Source organism: Streptomyces sp. NPDC096324, assembly GCF_044763015.1.
Taxonomy (GTDB): domain Bacteria; phylum Actinomycetota; class Actinomycetes; order Streptomycetales; family Streptomycetaceae; genus Streptomyces.
In genome coordinates, this window is record NZ_JBIWFK010000001.1 from 428,940 (window position 1) to 451,201 (window position 22,262).

Here is a 22,262-nt window from a genome sequence, read left to right on the forward strand (position 1 = left end):
GCTCAGCCCACCGGCTGCGGCTGGGGCACCGAGGCGTCCGCGCCGCTGCGCCCCGGCTGCCGCAGCAGCAGCGCGACCGCGGCCGCCACCATGGAGATGCCGCCGGCCAGCGCGTACGCGCCGTCGTAGCCCCAGGCGGCGACCACCATCGAGCCGAGCCCGCCACCGAACAGACCGCTGATCAGCTTTCCGCTGTACACCAGCCCGTAGTTGGTGGCGTTGTAGTTCTCGCCGAAGTAGTCCGGGGTCAGGGCCGCGAACATCGGGTAGAACGCCCCACCGCCGAATCCGGAGAGGAAGGCGAAGAACAGGAACAGCGCCTCGCTGTGGATGTCACCGGCCCAGATCACGCCGAACTGCGCGAGTCCGAGGACCACGATCACGAAGACCAGGGTCCGCTTGCGCCCCCAGGTGTCGGAGAGCCAGCCCACCACACCCCGGCCCACACCGTTGATGACCGCCATCACCCCCATCGACGAGGCCGCCACCAGCGGGCCGAAGCCCACCTCCTTGGCGAAGTCGACCTGGAACGAGATCCCGAAGATCGACACACCGGCGGTCATCACCAGCGCGATCCACATCAGCGGGAGCATGCCGGTCCTGATGGCCTCCTTGGGGGTGTACTGCTTCACTGCGGGAGGGTTCTTCGAGAGGCTCGCGGCCCCCTTCCCGGCACCGCCGTGGGCCGGCGGGTCGACGTCCGCGGGCCACCAGTTCTTCGGCGGGTCCTTGAAGAAGAACGCGGCGGTCAGCACCACGATCATCACGTAGGCGCCGATCAGGTCCAGCACACGGTGGTAATTGGCCGTGTCGAAGGCGTAGTTGAAGATGAAGATGAACGGCAGGGAGCCATAGGCGAATCCGCCGTTGACGAATCCCGTCCGCGCGCCACGACGCTCCGGGTACCACTTGCCGACCATGTTGATGCAGGTCGCGTACACCAGACCGGACCCGAGACCGCCGATGACACCGAAGCCCAGAATCGCCAGCAGGACATCGTCCAGATGCGACAGGGCGAGGAACCCGGCGGCGCACATGACCGAGCCCACGTACATGGCCTGACGAGCCGTCAGGATGCCTCTCTCCCGCAGCCAGCCGGCCGGGAAGGCGATACCGGCCTGGAAGAACACCCAGACGCTCAGGATCCAGAAGGTGTTGCTCTGCGTCCAGCCATGGGCGTGGGACAGGGTGTCCTCGGCCGAGCCGTACGCGTACTCGAAGACACTGATGGCCATCATGGCGACCCAGGGGAGGTAGACCATGAGGGCGCGCGAGTGACCGAGGATGTCCCGGTCGGTCTCGCCGACCCGGTAGACACGGCCCCGGGCGTCCGTGAGTTCCCGGTACGCGCGCCCCTGGGCGCCGGGCTCGTCCGGCGAGTCCTTCGCCGCCACGGGTTCCGCCGTCATGACGCCATCTCCTCGCCGAGCGGGTGCGGATTGGGGACGATGCCCCGGGCCGCCGGCCGGCCCGGTGCCTTGAGGAACAGCGCCAGCACGGCGGACGCCAGACCGATGGACCCGGCGAGCACGAAGGCACCGTGGTAGTCCCACGCGCCGACGACGACCGCGCCCATGCCGGAGCCCACGAGGCCCGAGATCAGCTTCGAGCTGTAGACCATCCCGTAGTTGGAGGCGTTGTTGTTCTCGCCGAAGTAGTCCGCCGTCATGGCCGCGAACAGCGGGAAGATCGCGCCGCCGCCGAAGCCGGAGACCATGGAGCAGAACAGGAAGAACGGCATGCTGCCCATCTGGCCCGAGACCAGCACACCGAACTGGGCCGAACCCAGCACCAGACACACGATGATCAGCGTGTGACGCCGACCGGCGCGGTCGGATATCCAGCCGATGACCCCGCGTCCGGTACCGTTGACGATGGCCTTCAGTGACATCGCCGTGGCCACGACCCCACCCGCGAAGCCCATGTCCTTGCCGAACGGGACCTGGAACGCGATGCCGAAGATGTTGATCCCGGCCGTGCACAGCAGACAGAACCACATCATCCACAGAACAGGGGTACGCGCGGCCTCCCTCGGGGTGTACTGCTTCACGGCCGGCGGGTTCTTCTCCAGCGCCCGCCGGATCTTCGGGTCGTCCGGCACCTTCAGCGGGTCGACGTCCGGCGGCCACCAGCCCTTCGGCGGGTCCTTGAAGAACCAGCCGGCCACCGCGACCAGGGCGCAGCAGACCAGGCCGACGCCCACCAGGACGCCTCGGTAGTTGCCCAGGTCCATGTACGAGGTGAACAGGAAGACGAAGGGAACGGACCCGTAGGCGAAACCGCCGTTGACGAAGCCCGTCTTGCCGCCCTTGCGCTCCGGATACCACTTGCCGACCATGTTCACGCAGGTCGCGTAGACGAGACCCGCTCCGATGCCGCTGCACATGCCGAAGCCGAGATAGGCGACCGCCACATGCGGCGCGAACGCCAGGGACACATAGCCGAGCAGGGTGCCGAGCGCGCCCAGCAGCATCGCCGTACGGGCGGGAAGCCTGCCGCTCTCGCGCAGTTGCCCGGCCGGGAAGGCCACGGCCGCCTGGAAGAAGATCCAGACGCCCATCAGCCAGAAGATGTGTCCGCTGCTCCACAGATGAGCCTCGTGAAGGGTGTCCTCCGCCGAGGTGAACGCGTACTCGGCGGAGCTGATGCCCAGCATCCCCGCCCAGGGCAGGAAGACCATCCAGGCGCGTTTTCGGCCCATGATGTCGATGTCGGTCTCGCCGACGCGGTACACGCGTCCGTTCCGGTCCTTCACCTCTCGGGGTGGAACCGATGTCGAGTAGCCGGTGGTTGTCATGTCGATCGAGATCCCCTTGCGTCGAAAGATCTGGTCAGCGCCCCCTGCCACATGCCTTTCGTGCGCTCACGGGTCCCGGGGGCGGCCGACGCGCACCGTCGGCCGGCCCCCCGCGTCCTCATGTCATGAACGACCCCCCAACAGGCCCGCCGCACGCGCCCAGCGGTACTTCGCGCCGAGGACGGCCACCGGCATCTCGGTGGTGTACGGGTAGGCCACGACCCCCCGCTCGAACAGGTACCGGCACGCCTCCTCGACCTCGACGTCACCCGCGAGCGACGCCACCACGGGCTTCTCGATGCCGCGTTCGCGGAATTCGGCCACCACGCGCGCGGTGAGCTCGGCGAACACGAGAGGAGGGGTGACGACGGTGTGCCAGTAGCCGAGGACGAGCGCGTGGACGCGCGGGTCCTCCAGACCGAGCCGGATCGTCGCCTCGTACGTCGACGGCGGCTCGCCGCCCGTGATGTCCACCGGGTTGCCCGCGGCCCCGAAGGGCGGGATGAACTCCCGGAAGGAGGCGTCGAGGTCCGGCGGGATCTCCATCAGGGACAGCCCGTTGTCGGTGATCGCGTCGGACAGCAGCACACCGCTGCCGCCCGCGCCGGTGATGATCACGACGTTGTCGCCCCGGGGAGCGGGCAGCACCGGCAGGGCGCGCGCGTACTCCAGCATGTCGATCAGCCCGGGAGCCCTGATGACCCCGGCCTGCCTGAGGATGTCGTCGTACACGGCGTCGTCGCCCGCCAGGGCTCCGGTGTGCGAGCCCGCGGCCCGCGCGCCGGCGGCGGTCCGCCCCGCCTTCAGGACGACGACGGGCTTCTTCGGGACGGTGGCCCGGGCCGCCTCCACGAAGGCGCGGCCGTCCTTGAGGTCCTCCAGGTGCATCGCCACGCACCGGGTGTGCGGGTCCTCGCCGAACCAGGTGAGCAGGTCGTCCTCGTCCAGGTCCGCCTTGTTGCCGAGCCCGACGATCGCCGAGACGCCCGTGTTCGTGGTCCGGGCGAACCCCAGCACGGCCATGCCGATTCCACCGGACTGCGAGGAGAGCGCGACACCGCCCTTCACGTCGTAGGGCGTGCAGAACGTGGCGCACACGTCCTGCCAGGTCGAGTAGTAGCCGTAGATGTTCGGACCGAGCAGCCGGATGCCGTACCGCTCGCCGATGGCCGTGATCTCGTCCTGGAGCGCCTGTTCGCCGGTCTCCGCGAAACCGGAGGGGATCAGGACCGCGTTGGGGATGTTCTTGCGTCCGGCCTCCTCCAGGACGCGTGGCACCGCCCGGGCGGGGACGGCGAAGACCGCGACGTCCACCTCGCCGGGGATGTCCGTGACACTCGCGTAGGCCTTGCGGCCCTGGATGTCGTCGGCCCTGGGGTTCACCGGGTGGATCTCGCCCGCGAAGCCTCCGTCGACGAGGTTGCGCAGCACGGCGTGGCCGATCTTGCCCGGGACGTCGGAGGCGCCGATCACGGCGATCGACCTCGGCCGCATCAGCCGGTCCATGGAGGCGAGGATCTCCTCACGGGTGTACCGGCGCCGCGCGGCCGGGGTGCTCGCGCCGAGGATCACGCGGATGTCCGCCGCGATCGCGCCGCGCGGGGTCGCGATCACCGGGTTGAGGTCCACCTCGGCGATCTCGGGGAAGTCCGTGACGAGTTCGGAGACCCGGCGGATCTGCTCGGCGAGGGCCGCCCGGTCCACCGCCGGACCGCCCCGCACCCCGCGCAGGATCTGTGCCGCGCGGATCGAGTCGAGCATCGACAGTGCCTCGTCGGCGTCCACGGGAGCGAGCCTGAAGGTGACGTCCTTGAGCACCTCGACGAGCACACCGCCGAGTCCGAAGGCGACGACCTTGCCGAAGGTCGGGTCGGTCACCGCGCCGACGATGACCTCCTGCCCGGGCGGGATCAGCTCCTGCACCTGGACACCGTCGATACGCGCGCGGGCGTCGTACGCACGGGCGTTGTCGACGATCGTGCGGAAAGCGGCCCGTACGTCCGCTTCGCCCTCGACACCGACCAGCACCCCGCCCGCGTCGGTCTTGTGCAGGATGTCGGGGGAGACGATCTTCATCACGACGGGGCCGCCGAACCGTTCCGCGTGGGTCACCGCCTCGTCCTCGTCGCGGGCGGTCTCCTCGCCGGGCACGGCGATCCCGTAGGCGTCGGCGATCCGCTTGCCCTCGGGTGCCGTCAGCGCGGTGCGTCCCTCGCGCCGTACGCCGTCGAGGAGCGCCCGCACCCGTGCCACCCGGTCCTGAGCGGTCACCTCAGATCACCCCGCCCGTTCGGAGAAGCCGCAATTCCTCGTCGCCGAGGCCGAGTTCGCCGATGTAGATCTCCTCGTTGTGCTCACCGAGCAGCGGGGAGGCGGTGATGTCGACGGGGGAGTCGGAGAGTTTGAGCGGGCTGCCGACGGTGACGTACGAGCCGCGCTCGGGGTGCGCGACCTCGACGACCATGTCGTTCGCGGCGAGCGAGGCGTCCTCGATGATCTCCTTGGTGGACAGGATCGGTCCGCACGGGATGCTCTCGGCGTTGAGCTGCTCCAGCACCTGCCATTTGGGCAATGTCGTGGTCCATTCCTCGATGAGCTGGAACATCTTGGCGAGCCTGGGCAGCCGGGCCCGCGGGGTGGCCCAGCCGGGGTCGTCGGCCAGTTCGGGGCGGCCGATCAGCCGGGTGATCGGTTTCCAGCCGGTGGGCTGGACGATCACGTAGACGTAGTCGTTGGGGCCGCCGGGCGCGCACTTGACGGCCCAGCCGGGCTGGCCGCCGCCGGAGGCGTTGCCCGAGCGGGGGACCTCGTCGCCGAAGTCGTCGTTGGGGTACTCGGCGAGCGGCCCGTGGGCCAGGCGCTGCTGGTCGCGCAGCTTGACCCGGCAGAGGTTGAGGACGGCGTGCTGCATGGCCACGTTGACGCGCTGGCCGCGTCCGGTGCGGGTGCGCTGGAGCAGCGCGGCGAGGACGGCGGCGACGGCGTGGACGCCCGTGCCCGAGTCGCCGATCTGGGCGCCGGTGGCCATCGGCGGCCCGTCCTCGAACCCGGTGGTGGCCATGGAGCCGCCCATGGCCTGCGCGACCACCTCGTACGCCTTGAAGTCGGTGTAAGGGCCGTCCCCGAAGCCCTTGATGGAGGCGTACACGATCCGCGGGTTGATCTCGCGGATACGGTCCCAGGTGAAGCCCATGCGGTCGATCGCGCCGGGGCCGAAGTTCTCCACCAGGACGTCGGAGCGGCGGATCAGCTCGGTCAGGAGCTGTTTGCCGCGCTCGGTCTTGGTGTTGAGGGTGATGCTGCGCTTGTTGCTGTTGAGCATGGTGAAGTAGAGCGAGTCGGCGTCCGGGATGTCCCGCAGTTGGGTGCGGGTGATGTCACCGCTCGGCGCCTCGAGTTTGACCACGTCGGCGCCGAGCCATGCCATCAACTGGGTCGCCGAGGGGCCGGACTGAACGTGCGTCATGTCCAGGACCCGGATGCCTTCGAGAGCCTTGGTCGTCACAGGTCACCTCACTTGTCTGTCGCCGTGAGCCGCCCCCGTCGCTGCGGCGGGCGGGGCCAAGTTCGTACATTGCATACAGTCGACGAATACTGTATGAAGATGGTTATCCCGCATCCGATGGGTGATGTCCAGGGGTCGCGCACCACTTTCAGAGCAGGAGCCGAATCGTGGACCTGTACGAACATCAAGCGCGTCAACTCTTCGCGGAACACGGGCTTTTGGTGCCTCCAGCCGAGGTCACCGACTCGCCCGGCGGGGCGCGCGACATCGCCCGCCGGCTCGGCGGCCGGGCCGTCGTCAAGGCCCAGGTGAAAACGGGCGGGCGCGGCAAGGCGGGCGGAGTGCGGCTCGCCGAGGACCCGGACGCCGCCGAACGCACGGCGCGCGAGATCCTCTCCATGACCATCAAGGGCCACCCGGTCCGCACGGTCATGCTCGCCCGACCCGTGGACATCGAGGCCGAGTTCTACGTCTCGTACGTCCTCGACCGTGCCGCCGGCCGCTTCCTCGCGATCGCCTCCGCCGAGGGCGGCACCGAGATCGAGGAGGTGGCGGCGACCAGGCCGGAGGCGGTGACGCGCGTACCCGTGGACCCCGCGGAGGGCGTCACCCCGGAGAAGGCCGCCGAGATCGTCCGGGCGGCCGGACTGCCACCGCGCACCGCCGACGTCCTCGTCCGGCTCTGGCAGGTCCTCGTCAGCGAGGACGCCCTCCTCGTCGAGGTGAACCCCCTCGTCCGCACCGCCCAGGGGCAACTCGTGGCCCTGGACGGCAAGGTCACGCTCGACGGCAACGCCCGCTACCGCCAGGCGCGTTGGGACGGGCAGGAGGCCTCGCACGAGGACCCGCTGGAGGCCGCGGCCGCCGCCAAGGGCCTCAACTACGTGAAACTGGACGGCGAGGTGGGTGTCATCGGCAACGGCGCTGGCCTCGTCATGGCGACGCTCGACGTGGTCGCCGCAAGCGGCGCCCGCCCCGCCAACTTCCTCGACATCGGCGGCGGGGCCTCCGCGCGGATCATGTCCGACGGACTGTCCGTCGTCCTGTCCGACCCCGGCGTCAGGTCCGTCCTCGTCAACGTCTTCGGCGGAATCACCGCCTGCGACGCCGTCGCCGACGGCATCGTGCGGGCCCTGGACGCCGTACGGCCGACCAAACCGATCGTGGTCCGGCTCGACGGCAACAACGCGGCCCGGGGCCGCGCCGTCCTCGGCGACCGGGCACACCCCCTGGTGCACCAGGCCGCGACCATGGACGCCGCCGCCCGCCTGGCCGCCCGACTGGCCCACACAAGCTGAAGGAGCGGGACATGGCCGTCTTTCTCACCCAGGAGTCCAAGGTCCTCGTCCAGGGCATGACCGGCGCCGAGGGCATGCGGCACACCCGGCGCATGCTCGCCGCCGGCACCGACGTCGTCGGCGGCGTCAATCCGCGCAAGGCCGGTCTGACCGTGGAGTTCGACCTCCCCGGTCCCGAGGGCGGGAGCGCGGCCCCGAGGACCGTCCCCGTCTTCGGGTCGGTGCGCGAGGGGATCGAGGCGACGGGAGCCGACGTGAGCGTCGTGTTCGTGCCGCCCGCCTTCGCCCGCGCGGCCGTGCTGGAGGCCGCCGACGCCGGGATCGCGCTCGCCGTCGTCATCACCGAGGGCATCCCCGTCCACGACTCCGTCGCCTTCTGCGTGCATGCCGCCGCCCGCGGGACCCGCGTCATCGGCCCCAACTGCCCCGGCCTCATCTCCCCCGGACAGGCGAACGCGGGCATCGTCCCCGCCGACATCACCGGCCCGGGGAGCATCGGTCTGGTCTCCAAGTCCGGCACCCTCACCTACCAACTCATGCACGAGCTCAGGGACATCGGCTTCTCGACCTGCGTGGGCATCGGCGGCGACCCCGTCGTCGGCACCTCGCACATCGACTGTCTGGCGGCCTTCGAGAAGGACCCCGACACCGAGCTGATCGTTCTCATCGGGGAGATCGGCGGCGACGCCGAGGAACGGGCGGCCGCGTACATACGCGATCACGTCACCAAGCCCGTCGTCGGCTACATCGCCGGATTCACCGCCCCCGAGGGCCGGACCATGGGCCACGCCGGCGCCATCGTCTCCGGCTCCTCGGGCACCGCCGAGGCCAAGAGGAAGGCCCTGGAGACGGCCGGGGTCCAGGTCGGCGGAACCCCGACCGAGACGGCCCGGCTGGTCCTCGCCCGGCTGGCGGAGCGAGCGACTCCGAGTGATGTCACCCATAGTTGATCCGAGGTGACTGCCGGAAGCCGCCCACGCTCACCGCCTTCCCTTTCCTTGTTCCCTTACGTACGCGACGACTGTTCGCGAGGGCCCGTACGACCTGCCGTCCGGCAGGGCCGGGCCCCCCGCCCCCGACTGTGCACCGAGAGCGGAGACACGCGTGACCACCCCCGACCCCACCCCGCCGCCCCGTCGCGGCCCCGACGCCCCCGCCCCCCTCGTCCTCAAGTCCGGCACGTCCTGGACCGACGCCTGGCGGCGGTCCCTCGCCGTCGCCCCCGAGGCGTTCCGCGACGACCGGGTGCTCAACCTCTGGAACTCCGGCTGGCAGGCCGACGGCCGGGCCCTGCCCGCCACCAGCCCCGTCGACGGCGGACCCGTCGCGGGACCCCCACGCCTCGACGGCGCCACCGCCCGGGCGGCCGTCCGTGCCTCGCTCGACCAGCACCGCGCCTGGCGGCACGTGCCCCTCACCGAACGCCGGGCCCGTGTGGCGGCCGCCCTCGACGCCCTCACCGAACACCGTGAACTGCTCGCGCTCCTGCTCGTCTGGGAGATCGGCAAGCCCTGGCGACTCGCCCAGGCCGACGTGGACCGCGCGATCGACGGAGTGCGCTGGTACGTCGACGGCATCGAACCCATGCTGGAGGGCAGGACCCCGCTCGACGGACCCGTCTCCAACATCGCGAGCTGGAACTACCCGATGAGCGTCCTCGTCCACGCGATGCTGGTGCAGGCGCTGGCGGGCAACGCGGTCATCGCCAAGACCCCGACCGACGGCGGGGTCGCGTGTCTCACCCTGGCCTGCGCGCTCGCCGTACGCGAAGGCATCCCCCTCACCCTGGTCAGCGGCAGCGGGAGCGAGCTGTCGGAGGCGCTCGTGCGCGCGCCCGAGATCGGCTGTGTCTCCTTCGTCGGCGGCCGGGACGCCGGCGCCGCGGTGGCCACCGCCGTTGCCGACCTCGGCAAGCGCCACGTCCTCGAACAGGAGGGGCTCAACACCTGGGGCGTCTGGAACCACAGCGACTGGGACGCACTCACGGCGGTCGTTCCCAAGCTCTTCGACTACGGCAAGCAGCGCTGTACCGCCTACCCGCGCTTCGTCGTCCAGCGCGAGCTCTTCGACGACTTCCTCGCCGCGTACCTGCCGGCCGTCCGCACCCTGCGCACCGGTCACCCACTGGCCGTCGAGCGGCCCGGCGACCCGTATCCCTCGCTGGACTTCGGCCCGGTCATCAACGCGGCCAAGGCCAAGGAGCTGAACGACCAGGTCGCCGAGGCCATCGACCGGGGCGCGGTCCCGCTGTACCGCGGCAAGCCGTCCGACGCCCGCTTCCTGCCCGGCCAGGACACCGCGGCGTACGTCCGGCCCGTGACGCTCCTCAATCCGCCCCCCTCCTCACCGCTGCACCACGCGGAACCCTTCGGCCCGGTCGACACGATCGTCCTGGTCGACACCGAGGCCGAACTGCTCGCCGCGATGAACGCCTCGAACGGGGCGCTGGTCGCCACCCTGTCCACGGACGACGAGGCGACGTACGCCCGGCTGGCCCCCCAGATCCGCGCCTTCAAGGTCGGCCACGGCAGGCCCCGCTCCCGCGGCGACCGCGACGAACTCTTCGGCGGCTTCGGCGCGTCGTGGCGCGGCGCGTTCGTGGGCGGGGAACTCCTGGTGCGAGCGGTGACCCGGGGCCCTGCGGGGGAGCGGTTGCCGGGGAACTTCCCGGAGTACCACTTGATGCCGTGAGCGCGGCGGGGGCGGTGACGCGGCGCCCCGTGGGCGGCCCGGCGCTCCGGGGCCGGTCGCCGAGGCGGTGTCCCACCGGCCGGTCCGGCTGCCCGACACCGCACCGTGCCGCCATGCATGCGGTGCCACGCAAGGTCATGCCGTTCCGGTCGGTCAGCCGATGCCCTGCCGGTCCGGGCGCAGCGCGAAGGCGCGGTCCGAGGGCTCGGGTACCGAACGCTCGACGGCCTCGACGAGCAGGGCGCGATGGCGGAGCAGGGGCTCCCGGCGGTCCTCGGGGGCGATCGCGGCGAGATCGTCCAGGCCGGCGACGAGGCGCCGGGTGACCTGCGGAGTGCCCACCGCGCAGCCCCGGATCTCCGCGAACCCGAGATCGACCAGCTCCGTCCAGCCCGGCACGGGCTGCACCAGCCGTACGTTCCCGCGCCGGTCCCGGTGGAGAGCGGTGTCGAGGGGCCGGCCGGCGACGGCTGCCAGGAACTGCACGATGCGGTCGATCGCCTGCACGGCCGTGGTCGGGTCGTTCACCGCGGCCGACAGCGCCCGCAGCCCGATGTCGGCGAGCTGGCGCAGTCCGAACGCGAAGTCCTGGTGGAAGGTGCGGTCCACCCCGACGGACACGGTGTAGCTCAGCGACCGCCCGGCCGGGGCGGGACCTCCGTGGACGGCGAACAGCGGAGTGCCCGGTACGACGAAGTCCCCGATCCGCGGGAGCAGCCGCAGCACGACGTCCTCCTTCCCGGCCGCCCGCACCAGCCGGGCGATGTTCACGTCCCGCAGAACGCCGGCCCGCCCGTGGTGGACGACCCGGGCGGTCTCGGGCCCGAGCGTGTCCTCCTCGCCGGTCGAGCGGGCCACGGGCATGCGCGCGACCACCTTGAACGCCTCGCGCGTGATGCGGTCGATGACATGGCTGATGCGCATGAGCCGCAGGGTCTGGTTCACGTACAGCACGAAGAGCAGCAGGCTCAGCCCCAGCATGGTGAGCGTCAGCACCGACTGCACCAGGGGGATCGAGGTCACGTACATCGCCTCGGCCTGCCCCTCGTACGAGGTCAGCACGAGGAGCGACAGCAGGAACGTGGCGAGGAACACCGCGAAGGTGGCCTTGGTGATCCGGCTCCGTACGAAGATCCGCACCACGCGCGGACTGAACTGCCCGCTCGCCATCTGCACGGCGACCAGCGAGATGCTGAAGACCACGCCGATGAAGGTCATCATCGCCGAGCTGACCACGGTCACCACGGCCTTCGCGTCGTCGGCCAGACGCAGCAGATCGTCGAGGGTGCCGTAGTCGCGCGCGTCGTGCAGCGCGTCGACGATCGCGGTGTCGGCCGCGGACGCCGCCGCCCACACCACGAAGACCAGCACCATGGCCGCGATGGGCGCGAACCAGAACGTGTCCCGCAGATGCTCCCGCCACGGCGACAGCGCTCTCGGCCGCCGCCCTTCCCGCAGACCGCCGGTAGTCATCCAGTCACCCATGGTGCGACTGTAGGCGCACCCCCACCTCGCTCCGCGGACCCGCTCCGGGGGGTGGATATGCAGGTGAAAGGCACTCCGAAAGCTTGGTATTGTTATCCATGTCGCCGCGGGGAACACCCCCGGCCAGGCGGCAGACACCTTGTCCGGGTGGCGGAATGGCAGACGCGCTAGCTTGAGGTGCTAGTGCCCTTTATCGGGCGTGGGGGTTCAAGTCCCCCCTCGGACACACTGTGTAGCGATACACGAACGAGGACCCCGACCTGACGGTCGAGGTCCTCGTTGCGTTTCCCGGCTCAAGGGCTCCCCGGGGCGGGGCCGTCCGAGCCTCCCCGGCACCGCGGGCGGCGGCCGGTGGTTTGCCGGCCGCCGCCCGGCGGAGGGGATTCAGGTTCGCGTGCGCGAAGGGCGTGGCGTCAGTTCGACGCGCTGCCCGAGACCCACTGGCTCCACGGCATGTTCCAGTCGCTGAGGCCGTTGTCCGGGGCCACCGTGGCCTTGTCCGCGGAGTTCTTGACGATCACGACGTCACCGGTCAGCGAGTTGTCGAAGAACCACGCGGCCGGCATCTTGCCGTTGCCGGCGTTCCTGACGTCCTTCAGGCCGACGCAGCCGTGGCTGGTGTTGACCTTGCCGAAGACCGAGTCGCCGCCCCAGTAGTTGCCGTGGATGAACGTGCCCGAGGCGGTCAGACGCATGGCGTGCGGCACGGCCTTGATGTCGTACGAGGGCTTGCCGTCCTTCTCCGTGAGGCCGACCGTCGCACCGTTCATGTGGATCTTCCGGTACTTCTCGGAGATGACCATCTGACCGTTGTACGTCGGGTGCTCGGCGCTGCCGGACGAGATCGGGATGGTCTTGATCGTCTTGCCGTCCCGCTTGACGGTCATCTGCTTCGTCTTGGCGTCGACGGTGCTGATCTGGCTCCGGCCGATCTTGAACGTGACCGTCTTCTGGACGCCGTCGAGGCTCATGTCGACGGTGACGGTGGAGCCGGGCTTCCAGTAGTGCTCGGGGCGGAAGTCCAGGCGGCTGTTGTTGAGCCAGTGACCGACGACCTGCTCGCCGCTGCTGGTGCTGACCTGGATCCTCGACTCCATGGCGGCCTTGTCGCCGATCGCCTTGTCGAAGTTGAAGGACACCGGCATGCCCACGCCGACGGTCGAGCCGTTCTCGGGGGAGAGGTGCCCGAGGAAGTCGTTGGCCGGGGAGGCCGTGGAGATCGTGGCGTTCTCGGTGGCGGCGCGGCCCTTCGCGTCCACGGCCTCCGCGGCGACCTGGTATCGGGTGGCCTGCTTCAGCGGGCCGTTCGCCTTCCAGGACGTGCCGTCCGCGGACAGGGTGCCCTGAACCTCGGTGCCGGTCGCGACGGCGGTCATGGTCACCTTGGTGAGCCTGCCGTCGCTGACGGTGACGTTCACGGGGTCGTTGACCCCGAGGCTGTGGACTCCTTGCCCGGGCGTGATCCCTATTCGGGCGTCGGAGACGTCCTGGGCGTCCGTCTGAGGTGCCTGGGTCTGTGTCCGCGTTTCCGGGTGAGCCCCGGTGTCGTTGGTGGCCGCGTAACTGGTACCGCCCAGCGCCGTGAGCGCGAGTGCTCCAGCCGTAGCCATCAGCCCGGTGCGTCGCTTGCTTACGGTGATCAAACGCTTCTCCCATGCCGCTGGTCGTCGAATCCCCCGGCCGATCGCCAAGGGGCAATCAGCTTCAAAGAAGCATTTTTGCGCATTAGTCCGATTTATTGGGTGGATTGTGGCGAGGCTCACCGCTCTCGCCGATCGGTTCTGGCCATGGAGCGATGCCGATCGGTGCAGGTCGTGGAGCGATGTCGATCGGTGCAGGTCGTGGAGCGATGTCGATCGGTTCAGGTCGTACGTATGGCGATACGGAGGCGAGGGGGTCGGTGTGACCGGCGCCCGGCTCGCCACACCGGCGCGACCGGCGACCGGCGCCGGGTCCGTCACGAGGGAGTGGCAGGGAGTAGTCGGTGCCCGGCCCGCCACCCGGCCGCCGGGCCCTGACCTCACCGGTCGGAGATCGCGGAGAGCCAAGTCGTGTCCTCCGGGCCGGGCGCCTCGGGGCCGGGTGCGGGCAGCAGCCGGATCTCGCCCGTGCTCAGGGCGATCGTGGCCCGTGGCCGCATCGGCCCGTGGCCCCTGCGTGAGAGCAGGACGAGTTCCCAGACCGTCACCGTCATCGCGTCGAGCCGGGTGGCGCAGTCGGCGCCGACTCGCCGAGGATCCCGGGTCCGGCCCAGGGACAGATGCGGGGTGAAGTTCTTGGCGGGCCCATGGCCGAGCGGGAACCGCTGCCGCAGCAGGTGGTACAGGTCCTCCCAGGGTGCCGTGCCGGCCGCTGCCGGGTCGAGCCACACGGTGGAGTACGCCCTGTGCCGGAAGGTCCGCACCCCGTCCAGCCGGGCGGTGAACACCGGCGCCTCGGCCGTCGCCGCGGCGAGCGGCGGGGCGGCCCGCTCGAAGTCGGACTCGGGCACGAAGGGGAAGAGCACGTTGACGTGCGGCGGCCAGCGGTGGATCTGCGGATCGTAGTCCCGGCGGATGTCCTGGATCGACGGCCACAGCTCCGCGGGCGGAATCCAGGCCACCGCCGAGCGCCGCATCTCGTCGCCGGTTCGCATCACGCGTCCTCTCCCGCCGTCACACCTCCTCCAGGGTGCCGCGCGTCCGGTCCTCGGCGTGTTTCCGTGGCGTCAAACGTGATGTTGAATACGGAAACAATTTTGACATGAACACTTCCGTCAAGTGGTTGTCCGTTGTATCAAATGAGGGCCAGCTTTCCCGCTCAGGGAGGTCCTGTGAGACGCGTCAAATTGCGATCCACCCTTGTCGCCTTCGGTCTCGCGATGATGTTCGGCCTGGTGCTGACCGGTCCGGCGCACGCCGCCGGACCGTCCTATGTCGCGCTGGGTGACTCGTACTCGGCCGGCAACGGCGCAGGGAACTACGACAGTTCGAGCGGAGGCTGCCACCGCAGCCTCAGTGCCTACCCCTACCTGTGGAAAAACGCGCACGCACCGTCCTCGTTCGCCGACACGTCCTGCTCGGGTGCGGTCACCACCGACGTGACGAACAGCCAGCTCGCCCCTCTGAACTCCTCCACCGGACTCGTCTCTCTCACCATCGGCGGCAACGACGCCGGCTTCTCGGACGTCATGACCACGTGCGTGACCGGCTCGGACACCGACTGCGTCAATCGCGTGAACACCGCCGAGACCTACGCCCGGAACACGCTCCCCGCCCGCCTGGACGCCACGTACGACGCCATCCGCGCCAAGGCGCCCAACGCCAAGGTGGTCGTTCTCGGCTACCCGCACATGTATACGCTCAACGTCTTCTGCGTCGGCCTCAGCGCCACCAAGCACAGCAAGATCGACGAGGCGTCGGACGTCATCGACAGCGTGATCGCCGGCCGTGCCGCCGCCCACGGCTTCGTCTTCGGCGACGTCCGCACCTCGTTCGGCGGCCATGAGCTGTGCTCCAGCGACGGCTGGCTGCACTCCCTGGTGGTCTCGCCGAGCTGGGAGTCGTACCACCCCACTGCCACGGGCCACGCCAGTGGCTACTACCCCGTCCTCAACGCCAACAGCTGACCTCCCCCGGGGGCGGGCCTGCCCGGTTCGCCCCCGGACCTCAGCCGTCGGACGGCGGGCCGGACCCCGGTCGGCCGTCCCGGCGAGAGCACCGGGAACCCGGGATCGGCCTGTCCTGAGCCGCGCCCGCCGGGGCAGTCACTGATACTGATGAAATGGGCAAACTAGGGCGACATGTCCCAGCGAGCCGACGGGGCGACCATGTGCAGCCGAAGGCCGGGCCGCCGGAGTCCGGCCCGGAGGCCCATCGCCGATCGGCCGGCCGGCGCGTGCGGTCGCTGCTGACTCCGCGCAGCGTCGCCGGTCAGGTCTTCCTGCTGCAACTGGCGGTCGTCCTGCTGCTCATCGCCACGGCCGTGGTGGTGCTCGTGTTCCAGGACCGCAACCGCGCGATCCGGGAGGCCGGCGACCGGTCACTGGCGGTGGCCCAGACGTTCGCGAACGCCCCGGGCACCGCGGCGGCGATGAAGAGCAAGGACCCCACGGCGGCACTCCAGCCCCATGCCGAGGTGGTGCGCAAGAAGACCGGCGTCGACTACGTCGTGGCACTGAGCCCGTACGGCTTCCGGTGGACCCACCCGGACCCCGACCAGATCGGCAAGCACGTCTCCACCTCCTACGGCGAGGCGCTCGGAGGCCAGCCCCACCAGACCACGTTCGACAGCAGCCTCGGGAAGGCCGTCGACTCGACGGTGGCCGTCTTCGACGAGAAGGGGACCGTCGTCGGCCTCATCACCGTGGGGGTCACGGTGGACAAGGTGGCCAACGTGGTCCAGAACCAACTGCCGGTGATCTTCACCGCCGGCGGTGTGGCGCTGCTACTCGCGGCGGGTGGGTCCGCACTGGTGAGCGGGCGCTTGAGGCGCCAGACCGCGGGTCTGGGGCCGGTGGAGATGACCCGTATGTACGAGCACCACGACGCGGTGCTGCACGCGGTCCGTGAAGGCGTGATCATTCTGGACGGTGACGGCACCCTGCAACTGGCCAACGACGAGGCGCGCCGGCTGCTCGCACTGCCGCCGGAGGCCGAGGGCAGGCCGGTCACCGCGCTCGGGCTGAGCCCGGCCCTCGCCGCGCTACTGGGATCCGGCCAGGCCGTCACCGACCAGGTCTTCCTGGCCGGGGACACCCTGCTCGCGGTCAACGTACGGCCGGTGGGCCCGAAGGGGGGCAGCGTGGCCACCCTGCGCGACACCACGGAGCTGCGCGCCCTCGCGGGCCGGGCCGACGTGGCGGGCGGGCGCCTGCGACTGCTCTACGAGGCCAGCACGCGGATCGGCACCACCCTCGACGTGAAGCGCACCGCCGAGGAACTGGCCGAGGTGGCCGTCCCGCGCTTCGCCGACTTCGCCACCATCGAGCTGGTGGACCCCGTGCTCCACGGTGGCGAACCGACCGGGTCGAACATGGAGATGCACCGCGTCGCGGCGGCCGGCATCCGGGACGACGCGCCGCTCTCCCCCGTCGGGACGCGCATGCACCACGTGCCGGGCAACCCCGTGGCCATCGGCATCGTCACCGGCCGGCCGGTCCTCGTGGAGCACCTCGCCACGGCCGACGGATGGCGGGCCCAGGACCCGGTGCGGACGGGGAGGATCATCGACTACGGCATCCACTCCATGATCTCGGTGCCGCTCCAGGCGCGGGGACAACTCCTTGGGGTCGTGGAGTTCTGGCGTTCGGAGCAGGACCCCTTCGAGCCGGACGACCTGTCCCCCGCCGAGGAACTCGCCGCCCGGGCGGCCGTGTGCATCGACAACGCCCGCCGCTACACCCGTGAGCACATCACGGCCGTCACCCTCCAGCGCAGCCTGCTGCCCGGCGTGCTCCCCGAGCTGTCCGCGCTGGACGTCGGACACCGGTACCTGCCGGCCCAGGCGGGGGTGGGCGGCGACTGGTACGACGTCATCCCGCTGCCGGGAGCCCGGGTGGCGCTGGTGGTCGGCGACGTCGTCGGACACGGTCTGCACGCGGCCGCGACGATGGGGCGCCTGAGGACGGCGGTGCACAACTTCGCCGCCCTGGACCTGCCTCCGGAGGAGATTCTCGGGCACCTGGACGACCTGATCACCCGGATCGACGAGGACGCGGCGGCGGAGGCCATCACCGGTGCCACCTGTCTGTACGCGGTCTACGATCCGGTCACCGGGCGGTGTGTCATCGCACGGGCCGGCCATCCCGGTCCGGCGCTGGTCTCGCCCGACGGCTCCGTGACCTTCCCCGACATCCCCGTCGCCCCGCCCCTGGGCGTGGGGGCGGGCCTGCCGGTCGAGACGGCCGAACTCCGGCTGGCCGCCGACAGCCGGCTGGTCCTCTACACCGACGGCCTGGTCGAGGCCCGCGGACGTGACATCGACACCGGGCTCGGCATGCTGAAGGACGCGCTCGCCCATACGGACGGCACCAGCCCCGAAGACACCTGCCAGGCGGTGCTCGACGCGATGCTGCGCACCAGGTCCAGCGACGATGTCGCCCTGCTCGTCGCCCGCACCCGGCTGCTCGACCCGGACCAGGTCGCGGAGTGGGACGTGCCGGAAGACCCCGCGGCCGTCTCGCGGATCCGCGCCGAGGCCACCCGCCGGCTGGAGGCCTGGGGGCTCGGCGAGGCCGCCTTCACGACCGAGCTGATCCTCAGCGAACTGGTGACGAACGCCATCCGGTACGGCGGGAGCCCCATCAGCCTGCGGCTGCTGCGCGATCGCGACAGTCTGATCTGCGAGGTCGCCGACGGCACCAGCACCTCTCCGCACCTGCGCCGCGCGGCCTTCACCGACGAAGGGGGGCGCGGTCTGTTCCTCGTCGCGCAGATGTCCCGCCGCTGGGGGACCCGGTACACCGACCGGGGCAAGATCATCTGGGCTGAGCAGGCGCTCGACGCCGGAGCCGCCGGGGACCTGGGAAGTCTCCTGCTGGCGGAGTTGTGAAACGGGCTGGAACCGGACCGCCGCGTGCCGCGCGGTGCGGCAGGGTCCGCAGCTGTCAGGAGCCTTACTTCACCGTGAAGAACGGGATCTTGTCCGGGTCCTGGCCGAAGGCGGCCCCGAGGTAGACGACGGACAGTTTGGCGAGCGTCCCGTCGTCGATGAGCTGCTTGATCACATGGTCGAGTTCGCTCTTGTTCGGTGACCCCTTCGGGTACAGGGCGCCATAACCCTGGTCGGTCCGGTACTGCCCCACGATGCGCACCCTGCCCTCCCGCTTCTGTGGGTACGCCAGCAGGATCGTGGTGTCGTGGACGACCGCGTCGATCCGGCCCTTCTCCAGCGCCGTGACCATCTCCGGGTCGTTGGCGTAGGCGGTGACGGGCTTCGTCGGCTTGAGGCGGTTCTTGACGAACGCCTCGCCCGTGGTGCCCTCGGCCACTCCGATACGCACGTCACGGAGGTTGCTCTCGTCGATCTTCTCGTCGTCCCTGATCAGCACTCCCAGGGTCGAGTCGAGGTAGGGCGGGGAGAACGCGGCGACCTTGCTCCGTTCCGGGGTGATCGTGATCTGCGCCAGGGCCAGATCGAAGTTCGTGGTCCGGCCGGACACGACCTCGGGGAAGGGGGCGTTCTCCACCTTCAGGTGGTCGAGCCCGGACCGGTAGGCGATGTTGGCGGCCATGCAGTACTCGTAGCCGCTCTTGACGGAGTCGGGCGTGTCGCCGTTCCACCAGCCGGGGGCCGGCAGGGTCGTCTTGACCGTGAGGGCGCCCGCCGTCTTGGGGGACAGGTGGAACTCTCCGTAGTGTCCTGAGACCTCGCAGTCCCCGTACGTGGCCTTCGACGACTTCGACTCGCCCTCGTCGCAAGCCGATGTCGCGGCGATGAGCAGCACGCTGACAGCCAGAGAGCCGATCGCTGCCGCGGCGCGCATCATTGCACCTCCGGTCGGGGCATCCTCCTTGAGTCACCATAAATCACCCCGAACCCGCCGTCGCGCGTTCTGGAGTCGCCATCCGTGCGGCGTGAGGCCGCGCGACTCGTCGATCGAAGGTCCGTGGCCGTGATCAGCACGGCCACCGCGGCGTCGGCGGCCGGCTCGATGGCCAGGCGCGCGCCATGCGCCCGTTCGTGCGGGCCGGGCGACAGCACCGTCGACGACCGCCGTGCGTCCCCGGCGGGCAGGGCCGTTCCGCCACCGAAGGAAGGCGGCGCGAGCATGGCCCCTTTTCGGTCGTCGCGACGCGGTGACCATGCTCCGCCGGGAGGCGCGGGTCAGTTCCCGGACGTCCGGCACGACGGTGCGGCGGTCCTTCGGCGCCTCCGACGCCGCTTCTTCCCGCTGGATCACGTGCCGGCTCCGCGAGGGGTTGGCGAGAACGCGGGCTATCGCATATCGCATACATGGACGGGGTAGGGGTCTTCCCGTCATCGACCGGAGTGAGGTAGCCCCCGCAATGTCGACTTCAGCATCCCGTCGTCCCGCCCCGTCCCTCGACCGTCTTCCGGGTGACGGGACGGTCATCGACCGGCTCGTGGCGGCCAACCGCGCTTATGCCGCCGGGTTCGTGGACCCGGGCAGGGACGCGCGACCGGTTCAGCGTGTCGCCGTCGTGGCCTGCATGGACGCCCGCATCGATCTGCATGCCGCGCTCGGTCTCCACCTGGGCGACTGCCACACCGTGCGCAACGCGGGCGGTGTCGTCACCGACGACGCCATCCGGTCCCTGACGATCAGTCAGCGTGCGCTCGGGACGCGCAGCGTCATACTCATCCACCACACCGGCTGTGGTCTGGAGAGCATCACCGAGGAGTTCCGGCACGAGCTGGAGATGGAGGTCGGGCAGCGGCCGGCCTGGGCGGTCGAGGCGTTCCGTGATGTCGACCAGGACGTACGGCAGTCGATGCAGCGGGTGCGGACGTCACCGTTCCTTCCGCACACCGACGATGTCCGCGGCTTCGTCTTCGACGTCACGACCGGGCTGCTGAGGGAGATCGACCCGCGGGGCTGAGGGGGCGGACCGGGGTTCAGATCTGTTGGTGCGGGCTCGCCGGGATTCGCTGTCCCGCCTCTCTGGTGCGATGCGATTGCGGGCCACATACTGTATGCAATTCTCGGGGATGCTGTTCGCGAGGAGGGGCCCGTGTCCTACCGCACTTCTCTCTCGTCCGTCCTGGCCGCATTCGTCGCGCCTGCCGCCGAACTGACGGCCGGAGAAGGCCGGTTCCCCCGTGAGGCGGTGTCGGCCTTCGGCCGCGCCGGACTCCTCGGTCTCACCGTCCCTCGGGATTCCGGCGGCGCCGGGCTCGGGCTGTCCGAGGCCGCCGACGTGGTCGCGCGGACCGCCCGCGTCTGCCCGGCGACCGCCGCCGTACTCGCGTCCCACTTCGGCGCGGTCGCCGCCATCGAGGCCCGTGGCGGTTCCTGGGTGCGGGAGGAGGTCGCCGCGGGGCGGCATCTCGTCGGCCTGGCGTTGGGCGAAGATCCCTACGAGGCGAAGTACGAGGCGGCTCACGAGAGTTCGTACGGGAGGTGCGGTTCGGTCGCCGCCCGTTTCGCCGACGTGGTCGCCCTGCGGGGCCGCAAGCGGCAGGTGGTCGCGGCGGGCGAGGCCGACAGCTACCTCTGGTCCTCAAGGCCGCTCGCCGGGCGGGACGGTCTGACGCTGTGGGTCGTCCCGGCGCAGGCCTCGGACCTGTTCGTCCCGGCCCGGCCCTGCGGGGGAGGACCCAGGGGCAGTGCCACCTCCACCCTGTACGCGGATCCGGTGCTCGTGCCCGCCGACGTGATGCTCGGACGGGACGGTGGAGGGCTCGACGTCCTGACGCGCACCGTGCGGCCGTGGCTGCTGGAACTGACGGCGGCGGCAGCCGGCGCGCTCCCCGGACCCGGACCTGGACCCGAACCCGAACCTGGACCTGGACCTGGACCTGGACCCGGACCCGAGCCGAATGCTCCGCTCCCGCGCGGGCGCCCCTCCGGTCAGTCCTGGGTCGTCCCGGCGGCGAGCTGCTTGCGGTAGAAGCCGGTGGTGCGCTCGGTGTGCTTGCGCATGACCTCGCCGGCGCGGTCGGAGTCGCGCTTGGCGATGGCCCTGATGAGCTGGGCGTGTTCGTTCCAGGCTTCCTTGCCGCGTGGCCTCGCGATCGGCGTGTAGTACCAGCGCACCTTCTGGCTGACACCCGCGATCAGTTCGGCCAGGACGGCGTTGTCGGCGATCGAGGTGATCAAGGTGTGCAGTGCGGTGTTGGCCGCGACCAGCCGCTCGATGTCGCTCGCGGCGAGGGCGTCGACACCCTCCTGGTGCAACTCCCAGAGCCTTTCGACATCCTCGGGCTTCGCCTGCTGGGCCGCGAGTTGGGCCGAGTAGGTCTCCAACACCGCCCGGACGCCGAGGAGTTGGGCGGCCTCCTCCTCGGTGGGAGAGTGGACGAAGGCTCCCTGCGCGGGGCGCAGATCGACCCATCCGTCGGTCTGGAGCCGCTGCAGGGCCTCGCGTACGGGCTGTCGACTGACCCCGAGATGCTCGGCGAGATCGGCCTCGACGAGGTGCTGGCCGGGCTTGAGGGAGCCGTTGACGATCAGCTCGGTCAAGGCGTCGTACACCGCCTGCCGAAGCGGCGCCGGGCGGGTGACGCGCCGGGTCGCGGCGGCCGTGAGTGCCTCACGCATGGGAGCCCCGTTCCGCCACCGGGCCCGCGGGGCCGACGGCTCTGCCAAGAGGTGGCCGCCGAAAGGGTTGCCGACGGCTGCGTCAGCATACAGGTTTTCGTATGCAGGATGGTGGGTCGTCATCGGGAGGTGATCCCAGGTCGGCAGGGGTGCCGGCCGGGCATCCGGCCGGGCATCCATGGTGTGCGGGCAGCTCGCGACGCACCCGCGATCGCCGTCCCCCGGGGCCAATTCACGTTCGGTCGACGGAAATTGATGCGGATTGAGTTCTGTATACAGAAG

Annotated in this window: 16 protein-coding genes and 1 tRNA gene; 8 read left to right on the forward strand and 9 right to left on the reverse strand. The window is 70.4% G+C overall.

The features are described 5' to 3' along the window. Positions 1-2 precede the first annotated feature (2 nt). The 4 genes from ACIQ7M_RS01810 to frc form a co-directional block, all read right to left on the reverse strand. Positions 3-1,409 (reverse strand): OFA family MFS transporter, encoded by a 1,407-nt coding sequence (locus ACIQ7M_RS01810; protein ID WP_403638687.1) that lies wholly within the window; start codon positions 1,407-1,409, stop codon positions 3-5. Beyond that, complete coding sequence (locus tag ACIQ7M_RS01815) at positions 1,406-2,797, reverse strand: OFA family MFS transporter (RefSeq protein ID WP_403638689.1); 1,392 nt, start codon at positions 2,795-2,797, stop codon at positions 1,406-1,408. The genes ACIQ7M_RS01810 and ACIQ7M_RS01815 overlap by 4 nt, the downstream gene beginning before the upstream one ends. 123 nt (positions 2,798-2,920) lie before the next feature. Then, entirely contained in the window at positions 2,921-5,068 is a 2,148-nt protein-coding gene (locus tag ACIQ7M_RS01820; RefSeq protein WP_403638691.1) for an acetate--CoA ligase family protein, read from the reverse strand. Position 5,069: 1 nt separating this feature from the next. Next, complete coding sequence (gene frc, locus ACIQ7M_RS01825; RefSeq protein WP_386982869.1) at positions 5,070-6,302, reverse strand: formyl-CoA transferase; 1,233 nt, start codon at positions 6,300-6,302, stop codon at positions 5,070-5,072. A gap of 167 nt (positions 6,303-6,469) precedes the next feature. On the opposite strand from frc, the gene sucC reads away from it, so the two are divergent. The 3 genes from sucC to ACIQ7M_RS01840 all read left to right on the forward strand — a co-directional run bounded on the left by sucC (position 6,470) and on the right by ACIQ7M_RS01840 (position 10,291). Next, on the forward strand, positions 6,470-7,600 hold the full coding sequence (gene sucC / locus ACIQ7M_RS01830) for an ADP-forming succinate--CoA ligase subunit beta (RefSeq protein ID WP_403638694.1): 1,131 nt from the start codon (positions 6,470-6,472) through the stop codon (positions 7,598-7,600). An 11-nt stretch (positions 7,601-7,611) separates the two neighbouring features. Beyond that, positions 7,612-8,550, forward strand: a complete 939-nt coding sequence (sucD, locus tag ACIQ7M_RS01835) for a succinate--CoA ligase subunit alpha (protein WP_403638696.1) — start codon at positions 7,612-7,614, stop codon at positions 8,548-8,550. Between the two features lie 154 nt (positions 8,551-8,704). Further along, positions 8,705-10,291: an aldehyde dehydrogenase family protein gene (locus tag ACIQ7M_RS01840; RefSeq protein ID WP_403638698.1), complete on the forward strand. Its 1,587-nt coding sequence runs from the start codon at positions 8,705-8,707 to the stop codon at positions 10,289-10,291. Positions 10,292-10,444: 153 nt separating this feature from the next. Here ACIQ7M_RS01840 and ACIQ7M_RS01845 read toward each other — a convergent pair whose 3' ends face one another. After that, entirely contained in the window at positions 10,445-11,776 is a 1,332-nt protein-coding gene (locus tag ACIQ7M_RS01845; protein WP_403638700.1) for a DUF2254 domain-containing protein, read from the reverse strand. A gap of 141 nt (positions 11,777-11,917) precedes the next feature. Between ACIQ7M_RS01845 and ACIQ7M_RS01850 the strand changes: the two genes are divergently transcribed. Next, a tRNA-Leu gene (locus ACIQ7M_RS01850) sits at positions 11,918-12,002 on the forward strand. Positions 12,003-12,189: 187 nt separating this feature from the next. Here ACIQ7M_RS01850 and ACIQ7M_RS01855 read toward each other — a convergent pair. Further along, positions 12,190-13,386, reverse strand: a complete 1,197-nt coding sequence (locus tag ACIQ7M_RS01855; RefSeq protein WP_403638702.1) for an Ig-like domain-containing protein — start codon at positions 13,384-13,386, stop codon at positions 12,190-12,192. Between the two features lie 410 nt (positions 13,387-13,796). Further along, positions 13,797-14,411: a 2'-5' RNA ligase family protein gene (locus tag ACIQ7M_RS01860; protein WP_403638704.1), complete on the reverse strand. Its 615-nt coding sequence runs from the start codon at positions 14,409-14,411 to the stop codon at positions 13,797-13,799. Between the two features lie 225 nt (positions 14,412-14,636). On the opposite strand from ACIQ7M_RS01860, the gene ACIQ7M_RS01865 reads away from it, so the two are divergent. After that, on the forward strand, positions 14,637-15,383 hold the full coding sequence (locus ACIQ7M_RS01865) for an SGNH/GDSL hydrolase family protein (RefSeq protein WP_386982928.1): 747 nt from the start codon (positions 14,637-14,639) through the stop codon (positions 15,381-15,383). Between the two features lie 155 nt (positions 15,384-15,538). Next, positions 15,539-18,307 carry a SpoIIE family protein phosphatase gene (locus ACIQ7M_RS01870; protein WP_403638706.1) on the forward strand — a complete coding sequence of 923 codons (2,769 nt, stop codon included), beginning with the start codon at positions 15,539-15,541 and terminating at the stop codon, positions 18,305-18,307. 64 nt (positions 18,308-18,371) lie between these two features. On the opposite strand, the gene ACIQ7M_RS01875 is transcribed toward ACIQ7M_RS01870, so the two are convergent. Further along, a complete protein-coding gene (locus ACIQ7M_RS01875) occupies positions 18,372-19,241 on the reverse strand; it encodes an ABC transporter substrate-binding protein (RefSeq protein ID WP_403638708.1) in 870 nt (289 codons plus the stop codon). Between the two features lie 523 nt (positions 19,242-19,764). On the opposite strand from ACIQ7M_RS01875, the gene ACIQ7M_RS01880 reads away from it, so the two are divergent. Together ACIQ7M_RS01880 and ACIQ7M_RS01885 are read left to right on the forward strand one after the other, a co-directional pair. Next, positions 19,765-20,319 carry a beta-class carbonic anhydrase gene (locus ACIQ7M_RS01880; protein WP_403638710.1) on the forward strand — a complete coding sequence of 185 codons (555 nt, stop codon included), beginning with the start codon at positions 19,765-19,767 and terminating at the stop codon, positions 20,317-20,319. Between the two features lie 132 nt (positions 20,320-20,451). Further along, positions 20,452-21,330, forward strand: coding sequence for an acyl-CoA dehydrogenase family protein (locus tag ACIQ7M_RS01885; RefSeq protein ID WP_403638712.1), 879 nt, complete (start codon positions 20,452-20,454; stop codon positions 21,328-21,330). Here ACIQ7M_RS01885 and ACIQ7M_RS01890 read toward each other — a convergent pair. Continuing rightward, a complete protein-coding gene (locus ACIQ7M_RS01890; protein ID WP_403638714.1) occupies positions 21,291-21,980 on the reverse strand; it encodes a GntR family transcriptional regulator in 690 nt (229 codons plus the stop codon). The two genes, ACIQ7M_RS01885 and ACIQ7M_RS01890, sit on opposite strands and share 40 nt — an antisense overlap. Positions 21,981-22,262: the final 282 nt, after the last annotated feature.